This is a genomic window from Pseudomonas sp. TE50-2 (assembly GCF_040813665.1).
GTDB lineage: Bacteria > Pseudomonadota > Gammaproteobacteria > Pseudomonadales > Pseudomonadaceae > Aquipseudomonas > Aquipseudomonas soli.
Map to the genome: position 1 here is coordinate 2,682,688 of NZ_JBFNXN010000001.1, position 22,213 is coordinate 2,704,900.

At 67.1% G+C, this 22,213-nt stretch carries 18 protein-coding genes; 12 read left to right on the forward strand and 6 right to left on the reverse strand.

Features of this window, described 5'->3' with window-relative positions:
- From tagF to tagH, 6 genes are read right to left on the reverse strand one after another with little or no spacing between them, the layout of a single operon-like run.
- Nucleotides 1-657 (reverse strand): type VI secretion system-associated protein TagF, encoded by a 657-nt coding sequence (tagF, locus tag AAHK21_RS12270; protein WP_367857373.1) that lies wholly within the window; start codon nucleotides 655-657, stop codon nucleotides 1-3.
- Nucleotides 654-4,160, reverse strand: coding sequence for a type VI secretion system membrane subunit TssM (gene tssM / locus AAHK21_RS12275; RefSeq protein ID WP_367857374.1), 3,507 nt, complete (start codon nucleotides 4,158-4,160; stop codon nucleotides 654-656). Before tssM ends, tagF begins: the two co-directional genes overlap by 4 nt.
- Nucleotides 4,157-5,473: a DotU family type VI secretion system protein gene (locus AAHK21_RS12280; RefSeq protein ID WP_367857375.1), complete on the reverse strand. Its 1,317-nt coding sequence runs from the start codon at nucleotides 5,471-5,473 to the stop codon at nucleotides 4,157-4,159. Before AAHK21_RS12280 ends, tssM begins: the two co-directional genes overlap by 4 nt.
- A 6-nt stretch (nucleotides 5,474-5,479) precedes the next feature.
- Complete coding sequence (gene tssK / locus AAHK21_RS12285; RefSeq protein WP_367857376.1) at nucleotides 5,480-6,814, reverse strand: type VI secretion system baseplate subunit TssK; 1,335 nt, start codon at nucleotides 6,812-6,814, stop codon at nucleotides 5,480-5,482.
- A 15-nt stretch (nucleotides 6,815-6,829) separates the two neighbouring features.
- Complete coding sequence (tssJ, locus tag AAHK21_RS12290; RefSeq protein WP_094011582.1) at nucleotides 6,830-7,324, reverse strand: type VI secretion system lipoprotein TssJ; 495 nt, start codon at nucleotides 7,322-7,324, stop codon at nucleotides 6,830-6,832.
- 49 nt (nucleotides 7,325-7,373) lie between these two features.
- A complete protein-coding gene (gene tagH, locus AAHK21_RS12295; protein ID WP_367857377.1) occupies nucleotides 7,374-8,738 on the reverse strand; it encodes a type VI secretion system-associated FHA domain protein TagH in 1,365 nt (454 codons plus the stop codon).
- 396 nt (nucleotides 8,739-9,134) lie between these two features.
- Here tagH and tssA point away from each other — a divergent pair, with 396 nt between their 5' ends.
- The 12 genes from tssA (at nucleotide 9,135) to AAHK21_RS12355 (ending at nucleotide 22,206) form a co-directional block, all read left to right on the forward strand.
- Nucleotides 9,135-10,172, forward strand: a complete 1,038-nt coding sequence (tssA, locus tag AAHK21_RS12300; protein WP_217867564.1) for a type VI secretion system protein TssA — start codon at nucleotides 9,135-9,137, stop codon at nucleotides 10,170-10,172.
- 72 nt (nucleotides 10,173-10,244) lie between these two features.
- The gene (gene tssB / locus AAHK21_RS12305) at nucleotides 10,245-10,760 is read left to right on the forward strand and encodes a type VI secretion system contractile sheath small subunit (RefSeq protein ID WP_023632506.1); all 516 of its coding nucleotides are present in this window, start codon (nucleotides 10,245-10,247) and stop codon (nucleotides 10,758-10,760) included.
- Nucleotides 10,761-10,771: 11 nt separating this feature from the next.
- Nucleotides 10,772-12,265, forward strand: a complete 1,494-nt coding sequence (tssC, locus tag AAHK21_RS12310) for a type VI secretion system contractile sheath large subunit (RefSeq protein WP_046857484.1) — start codon at nucleotides 10,772-10,774, stop codon at nucleotides 12,263-12,265.
- Between the two features lie 90 nt (nucleotides 12,266-12,355).
- The gene (locus AAHK21_RS12315) at nucleotides 12,356-12,844 is read left to right on the forward strand and encodes a type VI secretion system tube protein Hcp (protein WP_023632508.1); all 489 of its coding nucleotides are present in this window, start codon (nucleotides 12,356-12,358) and stop codon (nucleotides 12,842-12,844) included.
- A 75-nt stretch (nucleotides 12,845-12,919) separates the two neighbouring features.
- Nucleotides 12,920-13,354 (forward strand): type VI secretion system amidase effector protein Tae4, encoded by a 435-nt coding sequence (locus AAHK21_RS12320; protein WP_367857378.1) that lies wholly within the window; start codon nucleotides 12,920-12,922, stop codon nucleotides 13,352-13,354.
- Nucleotides 13,351-13,761 carry a hypothetical protein gene (locus AAHK21_RS12325; protein ID WP_038707177.1) on the forward strand — a complete coding sequence of 137 codons (411 nt, stop codon included), beginning with the start codon at nucleotides 13,351-13,353 and terminating at the stop codon, nucleotides 13,759-13,761. The genes AAHK21_RS12320 and AAHK21_RS12325 overlap by 4 nt, the downstream gene beginning before the upstream one ends.
- Nucleotides 13,755-14,270, forward strand: coding sequence for a type VI secretion system baseplate subunit TssE (gene tssE, locus AAHK21_RS12330; protein ID WP_038707176.1), 516 nt, complete (start codon nucleotides 13,755-13,757; stop codon nucleotides 14,268-14,270). The genes AAHK21_RS12325 and tssE overlap by 7 nt, the downstream gene beginning before the upstream one ends.
- Nucleotides 14,267-16,129: a type VI secretion system baseplate subunit TssF gene (tssF, locus tag AAHK21_RS12335; protein ID WP_367857379.1), complete on the forward strand. Its 1,863-nt coding sequence runs from the start codon at nucleotides 14,267-14,269 to the stop codon at nucleotides 16,127-16,129. The genes tssE and tssF overlap by 4 nt, the downstream gene beginning before the upstream one ends.
- A complete protein-coding gene (gene tssG / locus AAHK21_RS12340) occupies nucleotides 16,093-17,142 on the forward strand; it encodes a type VI secretion system baseplate subunit TssG (RefSeq protein ID WP_367858984.1) in 1,050 nt (349 codons plus the stop codon). The genes tssF and tssG overlap by 37 nt, the downstream gene beginning before the upstream one ends.
- Nucleotides 17,135-19,810, forward strand: coding sequence for a type VI secretion system ATPase TssH (tssH, locus tag AAHK21_RS12345; protein WP_367857380.1), 2,676 nt, complete (start codon nucleotides 17,135-17,137; stop codon nucleotides 19,808-19,810). The genes tssG and tssH overlap by 8 nt, the downstream gene beginning before the upstream one ends.
- Nucleotides 19,811-19,821: 11 nt before the next feature.
- Nucleotides 19,822-21,759 (forward strand): type VI secretion system Vgr family protein, encoded by a 1,938-nt coding sequence (locus AAHK21_RS12350; protein WP_367857381.1) that lies wholly within the window; start codon nucleotides 19,822-19,824, stop codon nucleotides 21,757-21,759.
- 12 nt (nucleotides 21,760-21,771) lie between these two features.
- The gene (locus tag AAHK21_RS12355; RefSeq protein WP_367857382.1) at nucleotides 21,772-22,206 is read left to right on the forward strand and encodes a DcrB-related protein; all 435 of its coding nucleotides are present in this window, start codon (nucleotides 21,772-21,774) and stop codon (nucleotides 22,204-22,206) included.
- Nucleotides 22,207-22,213: the final 7 nt, after the last annotated feature.

The window sequence follows — 22,213 nt, forward strand, 5'->3', positions numbered from 1 at the left end:
TCATCCGATCCGCGCCTCGCTACCCAATAGAAAACCGGCGAAATCCTCGCTGCGCGGCAAGCCCGCGCAGCGCATCAGCCCCGGGGCGATCCGTTCGGAACCCCTGCCCCACCAAAGGCTCATGCCTTCACAGGCGCATTCGGCCAAGGCCAGTGCGCGCCCCTGCGGCGTGGTCGCATCCAACCGCTGCAGCCCGCCCACCGTCGCACGCGGCTCTTGCACAAGCGGCCTCGCGCCGCGAAAAGGCTGCAAGGCAGCCTCGAAATCCTCGAAGGCGGCTCCCGGCTCAAGCGTCGCCAGCAAGGTCTCCTCGACCGCCTCGAACCATTCCTCGGCCCCGGCCACCACAGGCGCCAGCGGCTCCCCCGGCTCCAGCACCTGGGCCACGGTCAGCGGGAAGTACCGCCCCACCCGGTCGATGCTCGGCATCAGCACCCCGACCACCGCCTCGGGCCCGCAAAGCCCCGGCGCCAGGGCAAAACGCCACAAGGGGCTGACCAGATAGGCCTCGAGCCAGCGCTCGCCCAGGGCCTGCTGGCTCGCCTGGATCCCCGCCGCCAGCCACTGGTCCCAGGGCTGGATGAAACCGTGCGGCAGGCCGCGGCTGACAAAGTCGCCGCGGCAGGCCAGCTTTCCGTAGAAACCCACGTCGTTCACAGATGCTCCGGCAGGCTGAAACCGCTGAGCACTCGGCTGCGGAACGGGTTGAAGGCGCTGCTGGCACGCAGCTCGTAGGACACGCTGGCTCCGTCGACGCGCAGGCGCAGGTTGAAGCGTTCCGGCGAGCCACCGGCCACCAGGTCGGACTGGTCAAGCAGGCGGAACCAGGCCCACGGCCCTTCCACGGTCAGCCCCGAACGACCGCTGGCCGAGGGCGGCGAGATCGACAGGCGCACCACGCCGATACTGTTCGGGTTCGGCCACTGCAACGCCACCGGCCGGCTCGGGCCGTGGTCGTAGCTCACCTGCTGGCCGTCGAGGTCGAGCAGGAACTGGGTGATGGTCGCGTCCATCGCCACCGGCTTGAGCTCGAAGCGCACCCCCGGCTGCACGCCGTTGCTGTTGCGGAAGAACGCGTCACGGATGCTCGCCGCGCGCTGGAAGGTGTACAGCACGTTGCTGTTGATCCCCAGCTTCTGCGCCGCGCCCGGCTGCCAGCTCCAGGGGGTGCTGGAGGTGTTGACGTAGGGTTGCAGGTACTTGCGGAAATAGTTGTCCATCACCCCGCCGACGCCGAAGAACAGGCCGAAGTCCTCCAGGGTCGCATCCCGCGAGCTGCCGGCCACCAACGGATAGCGACCGCTGAGGGACTGGCGATAGACGTTCACCACCTCGCTGGTCCAGGCGGCGTTGAGCTGGTTGCGCACTCCGCCCATGACCAGGTTGTGGGTCGAGCCAAGCACCGAGCTCACCAGGTTCTGCACTACCTTCGGCTGACGCGCGGCCCCCAGGGCAACACGCTGCGCGGCGGCCTGGGCCTGGTTCTTGGCCTCGCCCAGCAGCGCGTCGCCGCTGGCGCCGACCATGGCGCTGACCTGAACGTACAGGGCATTGAGGTCGGTAAGCAGGCCGTCGATAGCCGCAGGCTGGCCTTCGCCGGTTTCCACCAGCGCGGCCAGTTCAGCGAAGTGCGCGGTGACCGGGTCCACCTCGCGGGCGGCCGGGTTGTCGCTGGGCAGGGGCGCATCGCCGAGCAGGCCGCCCAGGCGTTGGCGCAACTGATCGACGCCGGCCTGTTCAGCCTTGGCCTGGACCTTGTCGAGGGTGGTCGGCTGCGCCAGGTTGGTCTCCTTGGCGACCGCCTGCAGCAGCTTCTTCATCGGCGAGGTCGGCCCGGACAACACCCGCAGCACATCGGCGGCCTGGCCGACGCTGGTGATCGGCACGAAGTCCAGGTCGGCCAGCAAGGCATCCCAATGGCGGATGTAGTCCTGGTAGTACAGTTGCAGCACATCGTCGGCCAGGCGCTTGGCATCGGCCGACTCGCTGGCCTCGCGACCCAGCACCCAGCGCTCCTCGGCCAGGGTCTCGCTGTGGGCCAGGCTGGCGGCGAGGAAGGCCTTGCGGTAGCCCTCGACGGTGAAGATGCCCGGCAGCGGCTCGCTCAGCGGCTTGCCGTCCTTGAAGCGGAACACCAGCGCGGCGTCACGCCCGGCGGCATCGCTGACGCGGAAGTCGCTGACCCCGGCGGGCAGTTTCTGGCGCTTGACCCGGTCGTAGACCCGTTGGGCCACCGGCAGTTGCTGCAGTTGGCGACGGGTGTCGTCGATCAGGCGCTGGTCCAGGCGGGCGTTCGGCGGACGCTTGTCGAACAGTGCAGCCAGGTGCTGCTCCAGGGCCTGGCGCAGGTCCGGGGCCAGGTCGCGCGGCAGGCTGCGTTCCCAGTCCAGGGTGACCCAGGCCTTGATGAACTCGGCGTCGTAGTGTTCGCCGTCGGCCAGCATCAGGTAGGCCTTGAGCCCCTCGTAGAGGTAGTCGGACGGCCCCCCTGCGTACAACTGCTCCTCGATGCGAGTGACCAGGCGCGGGGCGAAGATGGCGATCAGCAGCTTGCGATAGACGCTGTCCGACTCGCCTTCGAGCATGTCGCCCTGATACAGCCCCAGGCCCTCGGCCCAGCCGGGCGGATCCTCGGCCAGGCGGCGCACGCCATTGAGCAGCGGCAGCACTTCGACCACGTTGCGCTGCGCCGGGCTCAGTTCCTGCACGCTCTTGCCCAGTGGTTTGAGGCGGCTGTCGACCTCGGCGATGTATTGCTGGTTGGCACGGTAGCTCAGGGTCCACAGGGTACCGACTACCAGCACCAGGGCCACGCTCAGGGCCAGGGCGCCACGGGCGATCCACTTGCGCCGCTGCTCGACCTTCGGATTGCTGCCGACCAGGCCGCGCTCGGCGAAGGCCACGGCGCTGAACAGCTTCTCGATGAAGTAGCTACGCCCGGTGCCGTTCTGTCGCGCCAGGTGGGCACGGTCCAGGCCCATGCTCTGGGCCATGCTGCCGATCAGGCGGTCGATGGGACTGCCTTCCTGGGTACCGCTGGTGAAATACACGCCGCGCAGCAGCGCACGCTCTTCGAAGGCGTTGGGCTTGAAGATGCCGTCGAGGAAGGTTTTCAGGTTGCCGCGCAAGGCGGCGAACTGCTGGACGAAACCGTAGACCAGATCGCGCCGCGCCGGATCGCGCTCCTGCTGCAGGCGCTCGACCAGGCGTTGGTTCAGACGCTGCTCCAGCAAGGCGAATTCATTGCCGAACTGCGCCAGCGGCCCGTCGCCCTGCTGGCCATCGTCGAGCGGGAAGGTCACGCCCCACACCTGGGCGCGCTCTTCCTTGCTCAGGGTGTCGAAGAACTCCATGAACCCCGGCACCAGGTCGAGCTTGGTCAGCATCAGGTAGATCGGGAAGCGCACGCCCAGCTGGCTGTACAGCTCCTGGATGCGGGTACGGATCGCCGCCGCGTGGGCGGCGCGCTCGGCGTCGCTGCCCAGCAGCAGGTCGGACAGGCTGATGGCGATGAACGCGCCGTCGATGGGGCGGCGTGAGCGTTGGCTCTTGAGCAGCTCGAGGAAGCCCAGCCAGGCCGCCTTGTCCACCTGGGCATGGCTGTCCTGAGTGGTGTAGCGGCCGGCGGTGTCCAGCAGCACGGCCTGGTCGGTGAACCACCAGTCGCAGTTGCGCGTACCGCCAACACCACGGATGGCGCCCTCGCCCAGCTGCGCCGCCAGCGGGAAGTGCAGGCCGGAATTGACCAGCGCGGTGGTCTTGCCCGAGCCGGGCGGGCCGATGATCACGTACCACGGCAGTTCATACAGGTTGCGTCGCTCGTCGCCGCCCAGGCGTGCCTTCTTCAGCAGCACCAGGGCTTCGTCCATGCGCTGGCGCAGGGTCGCCAGCTCTTCGGCGGTGGCCACGCTGGCGGGGTCCGGCGCGCTCTCCGCGGCCAGGCTCTGCATGACCTTGGCCGCCTGACGGCGGGCCTGGACGATGCGCCACACGCGGTAGGCGATCCACACCGTGAACAACAGGCCGATCAGTACCAGGCGCGGAGCGGCCGGCACCAGCATGTCCAGCAACGGGCCGAGGAACCAGATGATCAAGCTCAGGGCCAGCAGGCCCAGCAGCGGAATCACCCAGCGAATGACAAAACTGAAAAACGCCTTCACTCGACGCCCTCCGCCAGAACGGTGATTTCAACCCGGCGATTCTTCGCCCGGCCTTGCGCGCTGTCGTTCGACGCCAGCGGTTCGGTGTCGCTCAGGCCCTGCGCGGTAAAGCGCTCGGGCTGGCCGGTGCGGGCGGCGAGGAGGTTTTTCACCTCTTCGGCGCGGGCCTGGGACAACGCCCAGTTGGACGGGAAGCGCAGCGTGGCGATGCGCTGGTTGTCGCTGTGGCCGGTGACTTTCACGTTGCCTTTCACTTTCGCCACGGCTTCGGCGATGCGCAGCATCAACGGCTCGAAGTCGCCCTTGATGCTGGCGCTGGCCGAGGCGAACAGTTCGTCGCCACGGATGGTCACCACCGAACGGTCCACCGCGTCCTGCACGGCGACCCGGCCGGCCTTGATGTCTTCGGCAAGGAAACCAGCCAGGCGCGGACGCTCCACCGGCTTGGGCTGCACCACCGGACGATCCATGGCCTGCACCGGGATCTCGCCCAGGGCATGAATGCCGCGGAACACCGGCTCCGCGTCGGCCGCCAGCTTCAGGCGCAGGCCGAACAGCACCAGCAGCAGCAACGCCAGGGCCACCGCCAGGCCGACCCAGGGCGGCACGAACTGCGCCAAGCGATCGCGGGCCACGGTGACACCGCGCCAGTGCGGCGACAGCTCGCGCTCGAACTCGCCACGGGCGCTGCGGATGGTCGCGGCGGTGCGCTCGCGCAGGGCCTCGAGCTGGGCGCGGCCACCGTTCATCACCCGGTAGCGGCCTTCGAAGCCCAGGCTGGTGCACAGGTACAGCAACTCCAGCAGGTGCAGGCGTTCACGCGGACTCTGCAGGCAATGCTCCATCAGCTGGAACACCTTCTCGCCGCCCCAGGCCTCGTTGTGCACGGTGATCAGCAGGCTCTGCTTGCCCCAGTCGCTGGCGCTGCCCCAGGGCGTGCTCAGCACCGCCTCGTCGAGCGCGGTGCACAAGGCATAGCGCGCCAGCAGCACCTCGTTGCGCGGCACCCCGGCGGCCTCGGCACGCTCTTCGAACTGACGCAGGTAGGCCAGCAGTTGCGCACGCAGGCTGGCCGGGGCCGGATGGGCGATGGTGTTGCGCAGGCGCGTGAGCAGCGCCAGCAATGGACCGGCCGCCTGCTCCAGCGGGTTCAGGCCCGCCGCCTGCCCCGGCGCCAGCGGTTCGGCCGGCACGTTCAGGGGTGGCGGCGGCGCAGCTTGCGCAGGCCCCGGCGTGGCCGGTTGCGGGCCACGGCCACCGGGGCGCGGCATGAACTGGGTGCGGTCGTTGGCGAGCGGATCGTCCGATTGCATCGCGGCTTATCCTCGAATGGCCCAGAAGGCCAGGTTCAGACCGGGGAACTCGCCGGCGACGTAGAAGGCAAAACCACCGGAATGCTGCAGCTGCTTCCAGTGTTCGCTGCCCCGGTCGAGCTCGAAGTAGGTGGAACCGGCATGGAACGGAATCTGCCGTGGCGCCACCGGCAGCGGCAGCAGGCCGATGCCCGGCAGTTGCAGGTTGACCAGGTCGCGGATGTGCTCCACCGCGCCGATCTTGCTCTGCTGGCCAAAGCGGCTGCGCAGGGTCTCGCTGGGCACGTCGGCGCGCACCACCAGCACGAAGCTGGCGCTGTCGAGCAGGCTGCGGTCGGCGAGCATGCCGACATGGATACCGTAGGCCTTCTCGACCAGCGGGATGGCCACGGCCTTGCTGTCGATCAGCATCGACAGCGCCTCGCGCAGCGCGGCCATTAACGGGGCGAAGGTCGCCGCCAGGTCGTCGTGCTGGTACACCGGGTAGCTTTCCGGACGGCGGCCATCGCGGGTGAAGGTGGCGAACTCGCCGGCCAGGGCCACCAGCTCGCTGTACAGCCGCTCGGGGTGCAGCGGCGTCAGCTGGTTGAGGTGCTCGACCAGCGGCTGGGCGCGGTTGACCAGTTGCAGCAGCATGAAGTCGGCGATCTCCGAGGCGCCGCCATTGGCCGAGGCGACCACGCGCCCGGCCAGGGCTTCGCCGCGCTGGTGCAGCAGACCCAGCAGCTCGCCACGAAAGCCCGAGAGCTGGTTGCTGGCGGCCACGTCGAGCAGCGGCGGGATGTAGCTGTCATCCAGCACCAGTGCGCGGTCGGCACGCTTCTCGCGGATACGCACCACGCCCAACGCGGCATAGTCGCTCAGGCCATCCTCGGCGCGCAGAAGGCGCAGGGCACGGCTGCCCAGGGCAAGCGGCGCGCGGTTTTCGAACGGGGCATTGTCGTCGCGCACTTCGCTGACACGGCTGACGTAACGCGCACCGTCAGGCACCTCGCCGTCGTCCACGGTATCGCGGGCGCCGGCACGCTTGAGCGGCAGGCCGAGGTAGATCACACCGTTGCGCAGGTCGTCGGGAATCTCCAGCGGCGCGGGCGGCAGGTCGTCACGGGGAATATCGAACGGCGTGCCATCCGGCAGCAGGCCACGGGCGCTGAGGATCGCCAGCTTGCCCTGGGCCAGCAGGCCCTGATCGATCAGCAGTTCGGAAAAGCCCCAGGCGGCGGCGCTGAGCGGCCGGCTGCGGGCATCGACGAAGTTTTCCAGGTAGCGGTCGTGCTGCTGGAAGTGCTGGGTGGTGATGAACATCCCTTCCGACCAGACCACGCGATTGTTCCAGGACATGCTTTCTCCGATTGCCTAGCGGGCAGGCTCAGGTTGTGGGGTGGCCACGGCGCTGCGCACGGCGCGCACATCGAGGCTGATCTGATAGTCACGGGGCGGTACCGGCAGCACGCTGCGCCACTGGGCGCGGTCGACCTCGCGGTAACCGACCACCAGGCCGACCTGGCGCGTGGCCGGGTCGAGCGGGCGCTCCAGGCGCAGCTGCTCGCCGGGCTGGAGCAGGACTTCGTCCTGGTCGATCAGGTCGGCGGCCAGGGTGGCCTGGGCGCGTTCGGCCAGGGCGAAGTAGTCGGCACGGGCGAACGCAGCGCTGTTCTTCAGCTCGTAGATGCGCACCCGTACCGGCGCGGGCATGCCACTGGCACCGGGGTTGAGCCCGGCGGCGGCACTGAAGTACAGGGTGACGCCCGTCGCGGGCGCCGCCTCGGGGGCAGGCTCGCTTGGCGTGTCCTTGCTGCAGGCACTGAGCAGCACCATGGCCAGGGCTGCGATCAGTCTTGTTGCACTCATCCTCGTCCTCATGACGTCTTGTGTTCTTCCTGTATCCCGGGCGTTGGCCTCAGGAACGTTGAATGCGTTGGCTGTGGGCCTCGTAGGCGCGGCTGAACTCGCGGCCGAACAGGTCCTGGAAGTCGTCTTCGGCCTCGCGGGAAATCTGCTTGTAGAGCTCGGTGAACTGCTGCCAGCAGTGGGCCTGGCGTGAACCGCCGAACAGCTTGGCCAGCCCGGCGGCGGGTGCCAGGCGCTCTTCCAGGTGGGCGGGCTCGAAGCGTTTGAGCAGGTGCTTGAGCGCCGCCTCGATGCCCGCCATCACCGCCAGCTGGTGGGCCCGCAGGTCGTCGAAGCTGTCGCGTACCGCCTGGTCGGGAGCCATGAACGCCTGGTTGCCCTCGCGTAGCAGCAACAACAGTGCTTCGTCGGCATTGGGGGCGAACTTCAGCGGGTTGTTCTGTACCGGGGCGATGGTGGTCTGCTGCATGCGGAACTCGCCTTTCAGGCTGCTGCGCGCGCGCAACACATCGATCAGGCCTTCGACCATGAGCCGGTAGCTGCGGCCAATGGCCTCCATCTGCGCGGCGGCATCGACGGCGTCGATGCGCAGGTGCTCGATGCCTGCGCCACGCAGGAAAGCCTGGAGCAGCGCATCGCTGTCAGCAGGCGCGGCAGCCGTCACGACGGGCTGCGGCCGAACAACAGGCTCGCTCGGGGTCAGTGGCTCCGGCAGCGGCGGTGGCGGTGCTGGCGCCAGTACAGGGGCGGGCTGGATAACAGGCGCCGGGGTTTCATCGAACAGGTTCCAGTCATCCGGGATCACGCCCGGCGCGCCGGGCGTGGCTGCCGGTAACGGCGCGGGCGGCGCCACCGGCGTGGGCGGTCGAAAATCATGCTGCTGCGCGGGGACATGATCCGGCTGGCTGACAGGCGGTACGCTGGAGGGGCCGAGAAAATCGAACAAATCCGGCAGGGTGTCGTGGCTCGACGCCCCCTGCAGGAAGGCGGCGGGCGCACCGGCGATGGGCGCACTGGGGGCGGCCCCCTGGCTGGCCATCAAGGCCTCGAAACTGTGAGCCTCGGGCTGCCCGGCAAACGGGATCGACAAGCCGGAATCGATACGTGCCTGGATCTCGTAATCGCCAATTCGAATAACTTCGCCGTCCATCAACGGCTCACTGTTACCGCGACGAAGGCGAATACCGGCATGCACCAATTCCACGCCATTGGTGCTGTTATCGGTCAAATAGTAGCGACCATCCTTGAACTGGATCACACAATGTTTCGAAGAAACAAGGCGTTCCGGATCGGGAAGTACCCAATCATTATCCGCGGCCCGACCGACGCTGATGGCACCGTTTTCCAGCAACTTCTCCGGGCACTGCCCCGGGGTGATCTTGTGATAACTGGTAATGGTCAGGCAAAGTGCCATCATGCCTCCTTGCATATATATGAAACACTCATCTATCCATTTGAGTGGATAAACGAGCCCGACCTCGCATTTCGACCAAGCCCTTTGAAATCAAGGGCCCGATGCCAAAATACGCTTCCCGGAAGGTCGTATTAAACCCTATCGGCAAGGCACTTTGATGGCACCTGACCAATGGACGCCAAGGGTTGCCAACTGGTTCACAGTCACCTTGCGCGGCGCGTAGCTTACCTTGACAGCAATTTGGAAATAAACCATAAATGCGCAACTTAAGAGTGCCAAAGTGATATCACAGTGATATCAACTTCGCATTCTTTGACAAGTTTGTGCGCCAATTCACATTTGTAACTTGGCGCATACGAAGCCCTCGCCAAGGGCCGATATGGAGATCGATTTCTGGTGAACTCACCGCAGCTGCTCGCCGCTGTTTCCGCAGACTTCCCGTGCGGCGACGACCTCGAATACGACGCCGATTTCCTGCAACTGGAACGCGATGCCCAGGGCCGCCCCGAGCGCGTGATGGGCGATGCCGTGCAAGCAGCCGAACCGCCGCAGTGGCGTGCCATCGAACAGTCCTGCACCGACCTGCTGCAACGCAGCAAGGACCTGCGCATCACCCACTTCCTGGTCCAGGCCAACCTGGCCCTGCACGGCCTGCCGGGCCTGGCCGCCAGCCTCGAGCTGATCCGCGACCTGCTCGGCGAATACTGGCTGCACCTGCACCCGCAGCTGGACGCCGCCGACGACAACGACCCTACCGTACGCATCAACGCCCTGGCCGGCCTTACCTGCGACACCAACATCGGCCTGCTGCGCGACGCCGTGCTGGTGCGCTCCCGGGCGTTCGGCCCGGTGACCCTGCGCGCCGCCCTGCATGCAGCCGGTGTGCAGCACTTCGCCAGCGAGCAGCTGAGCGCCGAGGAACTGGCCGCCGCCCTGCGCGATGCCGACCCCGAGCAGCTCGAACAGTGCCGCCAGGCGCTGCAACTGGCCCGTGACGCCCTTGACGTCATCGAGAGCCGGGTCAATGACCAGGTCGGCTCGTCCAGCGGCGTCGATCTGTCCGCCTTGCGCCAGCCGCTGCGTCAGGTCCAGCAGGTGCTGGCCGACTACAGCCCGGAAGGCGCAGCGCCGCCTTCGAGCAGCAGCGAAGAGCAACCCGCCAGCAGCAGCCATGACGACCGGCAACCCGTTGCCAGCGCCGCCGCACCCCGCCCGACGGCGCGGCCCGGCGAAGTGAACAGCCGCGACGACGTGCTGCAGAGCCTCGAACGCCTGCTCCAGTACTACGCCCGCCACGAGCCCTCGAGCCCGTTGCCGGTACTGCTGCGCCGGGCGAAGAACCTGGTCAACGCCGATTTCGCGACCATCGTCCGCGACCTGATCCCCGAGGGTCTGTCGCAATTCGAGAACCTGCGCGGCCCCGAAGGCGACTGACGCCTCGACACCGCATCAACACCGACGCCCGCAACAAGCAACGCCGCCGTACCGGCGACCAGGAGGAACAACGTGGCGAAAGACAGCTCCCAGAAGTTCATCGCGCGCAACCGTGCGCCGCGGGTGCAGATCGAATATGACGTCGAGCTGTACGGCGCCGAGAAGAAGGTCCAGCTGCCCTTTGTCATGGGCGTGCTCTCGGACCTTGCCGGCAAGCCCGCCGAGCCACTGCCGGCGGTGGCCGACCGCAAGTTCCTGGAGATCGACGTCGACAATTTCGACTCGCGCCTCAAGGCCATGAAGCCCCGCGTGGCGTTCAACGTGCCCAACGAGCTGACCGGTGAAGGCAACCTGAGCCTGGACATCACCTTCGAGAGCATGGACGACTTCAGCCCCGCCGCCGTGGCACGCAAGGTCGACGCGCTGAACCAGCTGCTCGAGGCCCGTACCCAGCTGGCCAACCTGCTGACCTACATGGACGGCAAGACCGGTGCCGAGGACATCATCCTCAAGGCCATCAAGGACCCGGCCCTGCTGCAGGCCCTGGCCAGCGCGCCGAAACCCGCCGACACCGAGCCGAAGGCCTGAGGAGACCGACCATGAACGATCCGTTGCGCGACAGCCAGGCCCCGCAGGCGGCCACCCAGGACCCGAGCGAGTTCGCCAGCCTGCTGCTGCAGGAGTTCAAGCCCAAGACCGAGCGGGCCAAGGAAGCCGTCGAGAGCGCCGTGCGCACCCTCGCCGAGCAGGCCCTGGCGCAGACCAGCCTGGTGTCCAACGATGCCATCGGCTCGATCGAGCAGATCATCGCCGCCATCGACGCCAAGCTCACCGCCCAGGTCAACCAGATCATCCACCACGATGACTTCCAGAAACTGGAAAGCGCCTGGCGTGGCCTGCACTACCTGGTCAACAACACCGAGAGCGACGAGCAGCTGAAGATCCGTGTGCTCAATATCTCGAAGAACGACCTGCACAAGACCCTGAAGAAGTTCAAGGGCACCGCCTGGGACCAGAGCCCGGTGTTCAAGAAGCTCTACGAAGAGGAATACGGCCAGTTCGGCGGCGAGCCTTACGGCTGCCTGGTGGGCGACTACTACTTCGACCAGTCGCCGCCCGACGTCGAGCTGCTCGGCGAAGTGTCCAAGGTCTGCGCCTCGATGCACGCGCCGTTCATCTCCGCCGCCTCGCCGACGGTGATGGGCATGGGCTCGTGGCAGGAGCTGAGCAACCCGCGCGACCTGACCAAGATCTTCACCACCCCGGAATACGCCGGCTGGCGCTCGCTGCGCGAATCGGAAGACTCGCGCTACATCGGCCTGACCATGCCGCGCTTCCTGGCGCGCCTGCCCTACGGCGCCAAGACCGACCCGGTGGAGGCCTTCGCCTTCGAGGAAGACACCGACGGCGCCGACAGCAGCAAGTACACCTGGGCCAACGCCGCCTACGCCATGGCGGTAAACATCAACCGCTCGTTCAAGCACTACGGCTGGTGCTCGCGCATCCGTGGCGTGGAGTCGGGCGGCGAAGTCGAAGGTCTGCCGGCGCACACCTTCCCCACCGACGACGGTGGCGTGGACATGAAGTGCCCGACCGAGATCGCCATTTCCGACCGCCGCGAGGCGGAACTGGCCAAGAACGGCTTCATGCCGCTGCTGCACAAGAAGAACACCGACTTCGCCGCCTTCATCGGCGCGCAGTCGCTGCAGAAGCCGGCCGAGTACGACGACCCGGACGCCACCGCCAACGCCAACCTGGCCGCGCGCCTGCCGTACCTGTTCGCCACCTGCCGCTTCGCCCATTACCTGAAGTGCATCGTTCGCGACAAGATCGGCTCGTTCAAGGAAAAGGACGAGATGCAGCGCTGGCTGCAGGACTGGATCCTCAACTACGTCGACGGCGACCCGGCGCACTCCACCGAGACCACCAAGGCCCAGCACCCGCTGGCGGCCGCCGAAGTGGTGGTCGAGGAAGTCGAAGGCAACCCGGGTTACTACAACTCGCGCTTCTACCTGCGTCCGCACTACCAGCTCGAAGGGCTGACCGTGTCGTTGCGCCTGGTGTCGAAGCTGCCTTCGGCCAAAGGGGCCTGATCATCGCGGGGCCAGCCCGCTCCCACGGTGGGGGCTGGCTCCGCGATCAGCCACTACTACCGCTAACCGACGCGAAATCCCGAGGACATCATGGCTGTAGATATTTTCATCAAGATCGGCGACATCAAGGGCGAGTCCCACGACAAGGCCCACAAGGACGAAATCGACGTGCTCAACTGGAGCTGGGGCATGTCCCAGTCCGGCAACATGCACCTGGGCAGCGGCGGCGGTTCGGGCAAGGTCAACATCCAGGACCTGTCGATCACCAAGTACATCGACAAGTCCAGCCCCAACCTGATGGCCCACTGCTCCAGCGGCAAGCACATCGACAAGGTCAAGCTGACCGTGCGCAAGGCTGGCGGTGAAAGCCAGGTCGAGTACCTGATCATCAACCTCGAAGAGGTGATCATCAGCTCGCTGAGCACCGGCGGTTCGGGCAGCGACGACCGCCTGACCGAGAACGTGACCCTGAACTTCGCCAAGGTCACCGTCGACTACCAGCCGCAGAAAGCCGACGGCACCAAGGAAGGCGGCCCGATCAAGTACGGCTGGAACATCCGCTCGAACGTCAAGATCTGATCGACCGCGCCCGTGTCGCGCCTGGGCGCGGCGCGGGCGCACCTCCCCACGCGTCACCCGCTCACGGTGAACATCATGGCCAAGCCTTCTTTCATCAACCTGTGGAATGCCTACCCCAGCGTGTCATCGCCCTGCGACGGCGGGTGGGACAACCAGTGCGCCATCCGCATGAGCATCGCGCTCAATGGCGAGATGAGCCTCAAGGTCAACAAATCGACCTATACCGAACACAAGTGCGCCCATGGCCATGCCCGTGGCGCCGAATCCCTGGCCAACTGGCTGGAAACGCGACTGTTCTACCCGCTGAAGATTGCCGGCACCGCCAAGGCCCGCGACGCGCTCAAGGCCAAGACCGGGATCATCTTCTACAAGGACTGCTTCGCCCGCACCGGGCAAAGCCAGGAGAACCGCACGGGCGATCATATCGACCTGTGGAACCGCGGCCTGACCAAAGGCTTCTCCGACCACAACTACCAGTCGAAGCAAGTCTGGTTCTGGGAGCTCACATGACCCGCGCTGCCCTGGCCGGCGCCCTGCTGCTGGCCCTGAGCGCCTGCGCCGACGCCGAACTGCTGAACCAGGCCAACCTGGGTGGGCAGACCGTGACGCTGAGCGAGAATGCCGGCCAGTGTGTGCTCGATCGCGGCGAACAGCGCCTGGCGCTGGACATGCAATGGCCCTGCGGCCTGAGCCCGGACCGCGCCGGCAAGGCCCGGGTCGAGCAGTTCAATGGCACGCCAATCGTGCTGGTGACCCATGTGCAGCCACACCCGACGCTCAAGGGCGAATGCCTGAAGACCTCGCGCGCCGTGCGCCTGACCCAGGCCGGCCTGGAAGCCTCAACCCCGGCGCCGAGCGCCTCGTGCGACACCGGCTTCGAAGACCAGAAAATGTTCACAGGGATGTTCCAGTGGTAGCCGAAATCGCCACCCGCGACCGCCTGCAGCCTTCGCTGCTGGATCGCCTGACCGACGATGACCCGGGCAACCCACAGGAAGCCCCCGACAAGCGCGTGCTCAGCCTGCAGCAGCTCAAGGCCTCGGTACTGCGCGACCTGGCCTGGCTGCTCAACACCACGTCGCTGCTCGACACCGGCGCCACGCTGAACTCCCCGGCCGGCGCCTCGGTGATCAACTACGGGTTGCCGGCATTGGCCGGCAACAGCGCGTCGAACATCGACCTCAACGCGCTCGAACGCATCATCCACCAGGCCATCGCCACCTACGAGCCGCGCATCCTCGCCCATACCCTGAAGGTACGGGCACAGGCCGCGCCCGGCGAGATGAACGCCAACGCCCTGAGCTTCGAGATCGAAGGCGACCTGTGGGCCCAGCCGGCGGCCCTGCCGCTGCTGCTGCAGACCGACGTCGACCTGGAATCCGGGCACGTGCGTGTGGCCCCCGCCGACCGCCGGAGGCGCGCATGAACCCGCGCCTGCTCGAGCTGTACAACCAGGAACTGCAGCACATCCGCGAGGGTGCCGCCGAGTTCGCCAAGGAATACCCGAAGATCGCCGGGCGGTTGACCCTGTCCGGGATCGAGTGCGCCGACCCTTACGTCGAGCGCCTGCTCGAAGGTTTCGCCTACCTCACCGCGCGGGTGCAACTCAAGCTCGACGCCGAGTACCCGACCTTCACCCACAACCTGCTGGAAATCGCCTACCCGCACTACCTGGCGCCGACGCCGTCGATGACCGTGGTGCAACTGCAGACCGATCCCGACGAAGGCTCGCTGGCCGCCGGATTCCAGCTACCCCGTGACAGCGTCCTGCGCGCCAATCTTGGGCGCAATTCGCAGACGCCCTGCGAATTTCGCAGCACCCAGGACGTCACCCTGTGGCCGTTGCAGGTGGCCCGGGCCGAGTACTTCGGCAACCCTGGGGCTGTGCTCGGGCGCCTGGCCGCCAGCGAACCGAAAGCCCGCGCCGGACTGCGCCTGACCCTGCGCAGCGGCGCCGAGATTCCGTTCTCCAGCCTGCCGCTGACGCACTTGCCGCTGTACCTCAACGGTGCCGACGAAACCCCGTTCCGCCTGTACGAACAACTGCTGGGCAGCGCCTGCGCGGTGTTCGTGCGCCAGCCGGGCGCCGACTGGATCGAACGCATCCCGGTCGAGGACGCCTTGCTGCCCTGTGGCTTCGATGACCGCGAAGCAGCGTTGCCGGTGGTGCCGCAGGCCTTCCAGGGCTATCGCCTGTTGCAGGAGTATTTCGCCCTGCCCCAGCGCTACCTGTTCGTCGACTTCGCCGGGCTGGAGCGCGCGGTCAAGCGCTGCGACGGTCAGGAACTGGAGCTGCTGGTGCTGTTCGACCGCATCGACGCCGCGCTGGAAAGCAGCGTGGGCCCCGCCCAGTTCGTGCCGTTCTGCACCCCGGCGATCAACCTGTTCCCGCGCCGGGTGGATCGCATCCACCTGACCGACCGGGTCCACGAGCACCATGTGATCGCCGACCGTACCCGGCCAACCGATTTCGAGATCCACTCACTGCAGCGGGTCACCGGCCACGGTACCGGGCCGGACCAGGAATTCCTGCCGTTCTACGCGGTGCGCGACCCGTCGCGCTATGGCCGTGACCAGGCGTACTACCTGGTGCGCCGCGAACCGCGGGTGCTCTCCAGCGAGCAGCGGCGCAACGGTACGCGCTCCAGCTACATGGGCAGCGAGACCTTCGTCAGCCTGGTCGATGGCAACCAGGCGCCGTACCGCCATGACCTGCGCCAGCTGGGCATCAGCGCGCTGTGCAGCAACCGCGACCTGCCGCTGTTCATGAATGTCGGCGACGGGCGCAGCGACTTCAGCCTGGCCGACAGCGCACCGGTATCCGCCGTGCGCTGCCTGGCCGGCCCCAGCCGACCGAAGGCCAGCCACGCCCACGACAACCGGGCCTGGCGCCTGATCAGCCAGTTGTCGCTGAACTACCTGTCGCTGGCCGAGCAAGGCCAGGGCGCCGCCGCCCTGCGCGAGCTGCTGCGCCTGTACGGCGACCAGCAGGACAGCGCCCTGCAGCTGCAGATCGACGGCCTGCGCGAAGTCAGCTGCAAACCCTGCACGCGGCGCCTGCCGATGCCCGGGCCGATCGTCTTCGGCCGTGGCCTGGAGATCACCCTGACGTTCGACGAGAACGCCTTCCGCGGCACCGGCGTGTTCCTGCTGGGCGCGGTGTTCGAGCGCTTCCTGACCCGCTATGTGTCGATCAACAGCTTCACCGAAACCGTGCTGCGCACCAGCGAACGAGGCGAGATCATGCGCTGGAAAGCCAAGCCCGGGCGCAGGCCAAACCTGTGAACACGCTACAGGCCATGCAGGCCGAGCCCTGGGAATACGACTTCTTCCAGGCGCTGCGTCGCCTCGAGGCGGAGAACCCCGAGCTGCCCCGCTTCGGCCACTCGCTGCGTCTGGCCGACGAACCGGTGCGCCTGGGCCAGCGCCTGGACTGCGGCTTCGCCCCGGCGACGCTGGCCTCGGTCACGGCCAACGACGACCAGCCAGCGCGCCTGGAGCAGTTCTTCTTCGGCCTCGGCGGCCCCAACGGCCCGCTGCCGCTGCACCTGACCGAGTACATGCGCGAGCGCCAGCGCAACCACGCCGACCCGACCAGCAAGCGCTTCCTCGATGTCTTCCACCATCGCCTGCTGAGCCTGTTCTATCGCGCCTGGGCCGAGGCCCGACCGACCGTCAGCCATGACCGCCCGGGCGACGATTACTGGGCCGCGCGCCTGGCCGCCCTCAGCGGCCGCGGTCAACCGGAGCTGCAAGGCCAGGGGCCGCTGGCCGATACCGCCAAGCTGCACTGGTCCGGCCACCTGGCCGCGCAGACCCGCTACCCGGATGGCCTGTGCAGCATCCTGGCCAGCTACTTCGGCGTGCCGGTAAAGCTCGAGGAATACGTCGGCCAGTGGCTGGAGCTGCCTGAGCGCAGCCAGCTCGGCGTGCGCGCCAACCGCCTGGGTGTCGACCTGTGCCTGGGCCGCTACGTCTGGGACCGCCAGCACAAGTTCCGCCTGTGCCTGGGCCCGCTGACCCTCGACCAGTACCACGCCCTGCTCCCCGGCGGGCAGGCGTTCGTCGAGCTGGCCGCGTGGGTCGCCGAGTACCTGGGCCAGGAACTGGACTGGGACCTCAACCTCATCCTCGCGCAGGGCCAGGTGCCCGCGCTGCAACTCAATGCCGGCCAACGCCTGGGGTTCGATACCTGGCTCGGCCGGCCGTCGCACGATGCCAACGACCTGAAGCTTGCCCGGTACTACGCCGAGCGGCCGGTCAACGCCCCGCCAACAAGGAGTCAGGACCATGGGTGAAATCAGCCGCGCCGCGCTGTTCGGCAAACTCAACAGTGTCGCCTACAAGGCCATCGAGGCCGCCACGGTGTTCTGCAAGCTGCGGGGCAATCCCTATGTCGAATTGGCGCACTGGCTGCACCAGCTGCTGCAGCTGCAGGACAGCGACCTGCACCGCATCATCCGCCAGTTCAACGTCGAGCCGGCGCGCCTGGCCCGCGACCTGACCGACGCCCTGGACCGCCTGCCGCGGGGTTCGACGTCGATCACCGACCTGTCCTCCCAGGTCGAGGAAGCCGTCGAGCGCGGCTGGGTGTACGGCAGCCTGATGTTCGGCGAAAGCCAGGTGCGCACCGGCTACCTGCTGGTCGGCATCCTCAAGACCCCGAGCCTGCGCAACGCCCTGCTGGGGCTGTCCAGCGAGTTCGCCAAGCTGAAGGTCGAGGCCCTGAGCGAGCGCTTCGACGAGTACGTCGGCGACTCGCCGGAAAACAACCTGGCTGCCAGCGACGGCTTCAGCGCCGCCGCCCCGGGCGAAGCCAGCGGCGCAGTGGCGCCGGCGGCGATGGGCAAGCAGGAGGCGCTCAAGCGCTTCACCGTCGACCTCACCGAGCAGGCGCGCAGCGGCAAGCTCGATCCCATCGTCGGCCGTGACGAGGAGATCCGCCAACTGGTGGACATCCTCATGCGCCGCCGCCAGAACAACCCGATCCTCACCGGCGAGGCCGGCGTCGGTAAGACCGCCGTGGTCGAAGGCTTCGCCCTGCGCATCGTCGCCGGCGACGTGCCGCCGGCCTTGAAAGACGTCGAACTGCGCAGCCTGGACGTCGGCCTGCTGCAGGCCGGCGCCAGCATGAAGGGCGAGTTCGAGCAGCGCCTGCGCCAGGTCATCGAAGACGTGCAGGCCTCGCCCAAGCCGATCATCCTGTTCATCGACGAAGCCCACACCCTGGTCGGCGCCGGTGGCGCGGCCGGCACGGGCGATGCCGCCAACCTGCTCAAGCCGGCCCTTGCCCGTGGCAGCCTGCGCACCGTGGCGGCGACTACCTGGGCCGAGTACAAGAAGCATATCGAGAAGGACCCGGCGCTGACCCGGCGCTTCCAGGTAGTCCAGGTGGACGAGCCGAGCGAGGCCAAGGCGCTGCTGATGATGCGCGGCGTGGCCTCGACCATGGAGAAGCACCACCAGGTGCAGATCCTCGACGAAGCGCTGGAAGCCGCCGTGAAGCTGTCGCACCGCTACATTCCGGCACGCCAGCTGCCCGACAAGTCGGTGAGCCTGCTCGACACCGCCTGCGCCCGCGTGGCCATCAGCCTGCACGCGGTGCCGGCCGAGGTGGACGACAGCCGTCGGCGCATCGAGGCGCTGGAAGTCGAGCTGCAGATCATCGCCCGCGAAGCCGCCATCGGTGTGAACACCGGGCAACGTCAGGCCCAGGCCGACAGCCTGCTGGCCGAGGAGCGCGAGCGCCTGGCCGCCCTGGAAAGCCGTTGGGCCGAGGAGAAAGCCCTGGTCGACGAGCTGCTGGCCACCCGCGCGCAACTGCGCGAGCAGGTCGGCGTGGTCGATCAGGAAGTGGACGTGCAGGGCAGCCATGAACTGCGCGAAAAACTCGTCGACCTGCAGCAGCGCCTGAGCCAGCTGCAAGGCGAGAGCCCGCTGATCCTGCCAACCGTGGACTACCAGGCGGTGGCCTCGGTGGTCGCCGACTGGACCGGTATCCCGGTGGGGCGCATGGCGCGCAACGAGATCGAGACCGTGCTCAACCTCGACTCGCACCTGGCCAAGCGCATCATCGGCCAGGATCACGCGCTGAAGATGATCGCCAAGCGCATCCAGACCTCCCGCGCAGGCCTGGACAACCCGAACAAGCCGATCGGCGTATTCATGCTCGCCGGCACCTCCGGCGTGGGCAAGACCGAGACCGCCCTGGCCCTGGCCGAGGCCATGTACGGCGGTGAACAGAACCTGATCACCATCAACATGAGCGAATTCCAGGAAGCCCATACCGTCTCGACCCTCAAGGGCGCTCCACCCGGCTACGTCGGCTACGGCGAAGGCGGCGTGCTGACCGAGGCCGTGCGCCGCCGCCCGTACAGCGTGGTGTTGCTGGACGAGGTGGAAAAAGCCCACCCCGACGTGCACGAGATTTTCTTCCAGGTGTTCGACAAGGGCGTGATGGAAGACGGCGAAGGCCGCCAGATCGACTTCCGCAATACCCTGATCCTGCTCACCACCAACGCCGGCACCGAGCTGATCGCCAACACCTGCAAGGACCCGCAGGCCCTGCCCGACCCCGAGGCCGTGGCCACCTCGCTGCGCAAGCCGCTGCTGGAGATCTTCCCGCCGGCGCTGCTCGGCCGCCTGGTGACCATTCCCTATTACCCGCTCAGCGACACCATGCTCAAGGCCATTACCCGCCTCCAGCTGGAGCGCATTCGCAAGCGTGTGGAAGGTACCCACAAGGTTGGCTTCGCCTACGACGACGAGGTGGTCGAGCTGATTGTCTCGCGCTGCACCGAGACCGAAAGCGGTGGCCGCATGATCGACGCCATCCTCACCAACGGCCTGCTGCCGGACATGAGCCGCGAGTTCCTCACCCGCCTGCTCGAAGGCAAGCCGCTGGCCAGCGTCAGCATCAGCCGTCGCGACAACGACTTGCACTATGACTTCGGCGCCGCCGACTGACAGGACCGACCATGCTGTTCAAGCAGTTCACGCGCCTGGCGCAGATCAACAGCCCCCTGGGGCCGGACAAGCTGATCCTTGCCGAGATGGGCGGCAGCGAGGAGCTTGGCCGCCTGTTCGACTATGAGCTGCAGCTGACCAGCGACGACCCGGCCATCGACCTTAACCAGCTGCTGGGCAAACCGATGAGCCTGAGCGTGCAGCAGAGCGTCGGCACATCGCGGCACTTCCACGGCATCGTCGCCCGCTGCAGCCAGTCGGTGGACCAGGGCCAGTTCGCCAGCTACCGCGTCACCCTGCGCCCGTGGCTGTGGTTGCTGACGCGCACCAGCGACTGCCGGATCTTCCAGCACCTGAGCGCGCCGCAGATCATCAAGCAGGTGTTCCGCGACCTGGGCTTCTCGGATTTCGAGGACCTGCTCAGCCGCAACTACCGCGAGCGCGAGTACTGCGTGCAGTACCGCGAGACCAGCTTCGACTTCGTCAGCCGCCTGATGGAAGAAGAAGGCATCTACTACTTCTTCCGCCACGAGCAGGAGCGCCACGTGCTGGTGCTCGCCGACGCCTATGGCGCACACCAGAAGGCGCCGGGCTACGAGACCGTGCCCTACTACCCGCCGGACGGCCAGCACCGCGAGCGCGACCATATCAACGACTGGCACCTGGCCCAGGAAGTCCAGCCGGGCTCGCTGGAGCTCAACGACTACGACTTCCAGCGCCCCAGCGCGCGCATCGACGTGCGTTCGGCGATGCCCCGGCCGCACCAGGCCGGCGACTACCCGCTGTACGACTACCCCGGTGCCTACGAACAGACCCAGGATGGCGAGCACTACGCCCGCACCCGCCTGGAATCGCTGCAAAGCCTGCACGAACGCGTCGAGCTGCGCGGCAACGCCCGGGGCCTGGGCAGCGGCCATCTGTTCAGCCTGAGCAACTTCAGCCGCCAGGACCAGAACCGCGAGTACCTGATCGTCGCCGCCCGCTACTACGTGCACCAGGAACGCCTGGAAAGCGGTGGCGGCAGCGGCGCGGCGCAGTTCGAGAGCAACCTGAGCTGCATCGATGCGCAGCAGAGCTACCGCCCGGTGAGCAGTTCGCTGCGCCCGATCGTCAAGGGGCCGCAGACCGCCGTGGTGGTCGGCCCGGCTGGCGAGGAGATCTGGACCGACCAATACGGCCGGGTGAAGGTGCACTTCCACTGGGACCGCCACGACCAGTCCAACGAGAACAGCTCGTGCTGGATCCGCGTGTCCCAGGCCACGGCCGGCAAGAACTGGGGTTCGATCCAGGTGCCGCGCATCGGCCAGGAGGTGATCGTCAGCTTCCTCGAAGGCGACCCCGACCGGCCGATCATCACCGGGCGGGTGTACAACGCCGAACAGACCGTGCCCTACGACCTGCCCGGCGGCGCCACCCAAAGCGGCATGAAGAGCCGTTCGAGCAAGGGCGGCAGCCCGGCCAACTTCAATGAAATCCGCATGGAAGACAAGAAGGGCGCCGAGCAGCTGTACATGCATGCCGAACGCAACATGGACACCGTGGTCGAGCAGAGCGAGACGCTGTCGGTGGGCATCAACCGCACCCAGACCGTCGGCATGCTCGAGACCATCACCATCGGCCAGGACCGCATCCGCGCCGTGCGCCGCGACGACATGCTGCTGGTCGGTGCGAGCAAGACCGACAGTGTCAGCACCAGCTACCTGATCGAAGTCGGCGAGAACCTGCGCCTGGTCTGCGGCAAGAGCGTGATCGAGCTCAACGCCAGCGGGCAGATCAACATCAGCTGCGAGCAGTTCAGCTTCCACGCCAACGCCGACGCCGAGATCAACACCGGCGGCACCCTTGACCTGAACGTGGGCAGCGGTGCGCAGACCGACCCGAACAACCAGGGCGTGAAAACGGCCATCGACGGCGCGGTGAAGGCCCTCTTCCCCGGCGCCGGCAAGTAACGAGACCGAACCATGAGCTACCGCGTCAACGAATTCCGCTTCGCCCTGCCCGATGCGCAGGTACGCGACACCAGCATCAACATCCTGCGCTTCGAAGCCCTGGGCACCTCGCTGATCGTCAGCCGCAGCCTGCTCGAAGAGGGCGAGACCCTGCAGAGCAACTTCGACGGCCAGTTGCAGCGCCTGCAGCAACAGGTCAAGGACCTGCAGTTCCAGCCGGCCCGCGCCACCCAGGTGGGCGCGGCGCAGCCGATCGAGGCGATCGAGCTGAGCAGCCAGTTCAGCAAGGGCCAGGAAAAGGTCTACCAGTACCAGCTGGCGCTGGTGCTGCCGGGCACGCGCAAGATGTTCGCCCTGAGCTACGTCAAACCCACCCCCCTGGGCGAGACCGAGGCGAAGCACTGGGCGGCGCTCAAGCAGTCCCTCGACTTCGACAACCTGGGCTGACACCGCA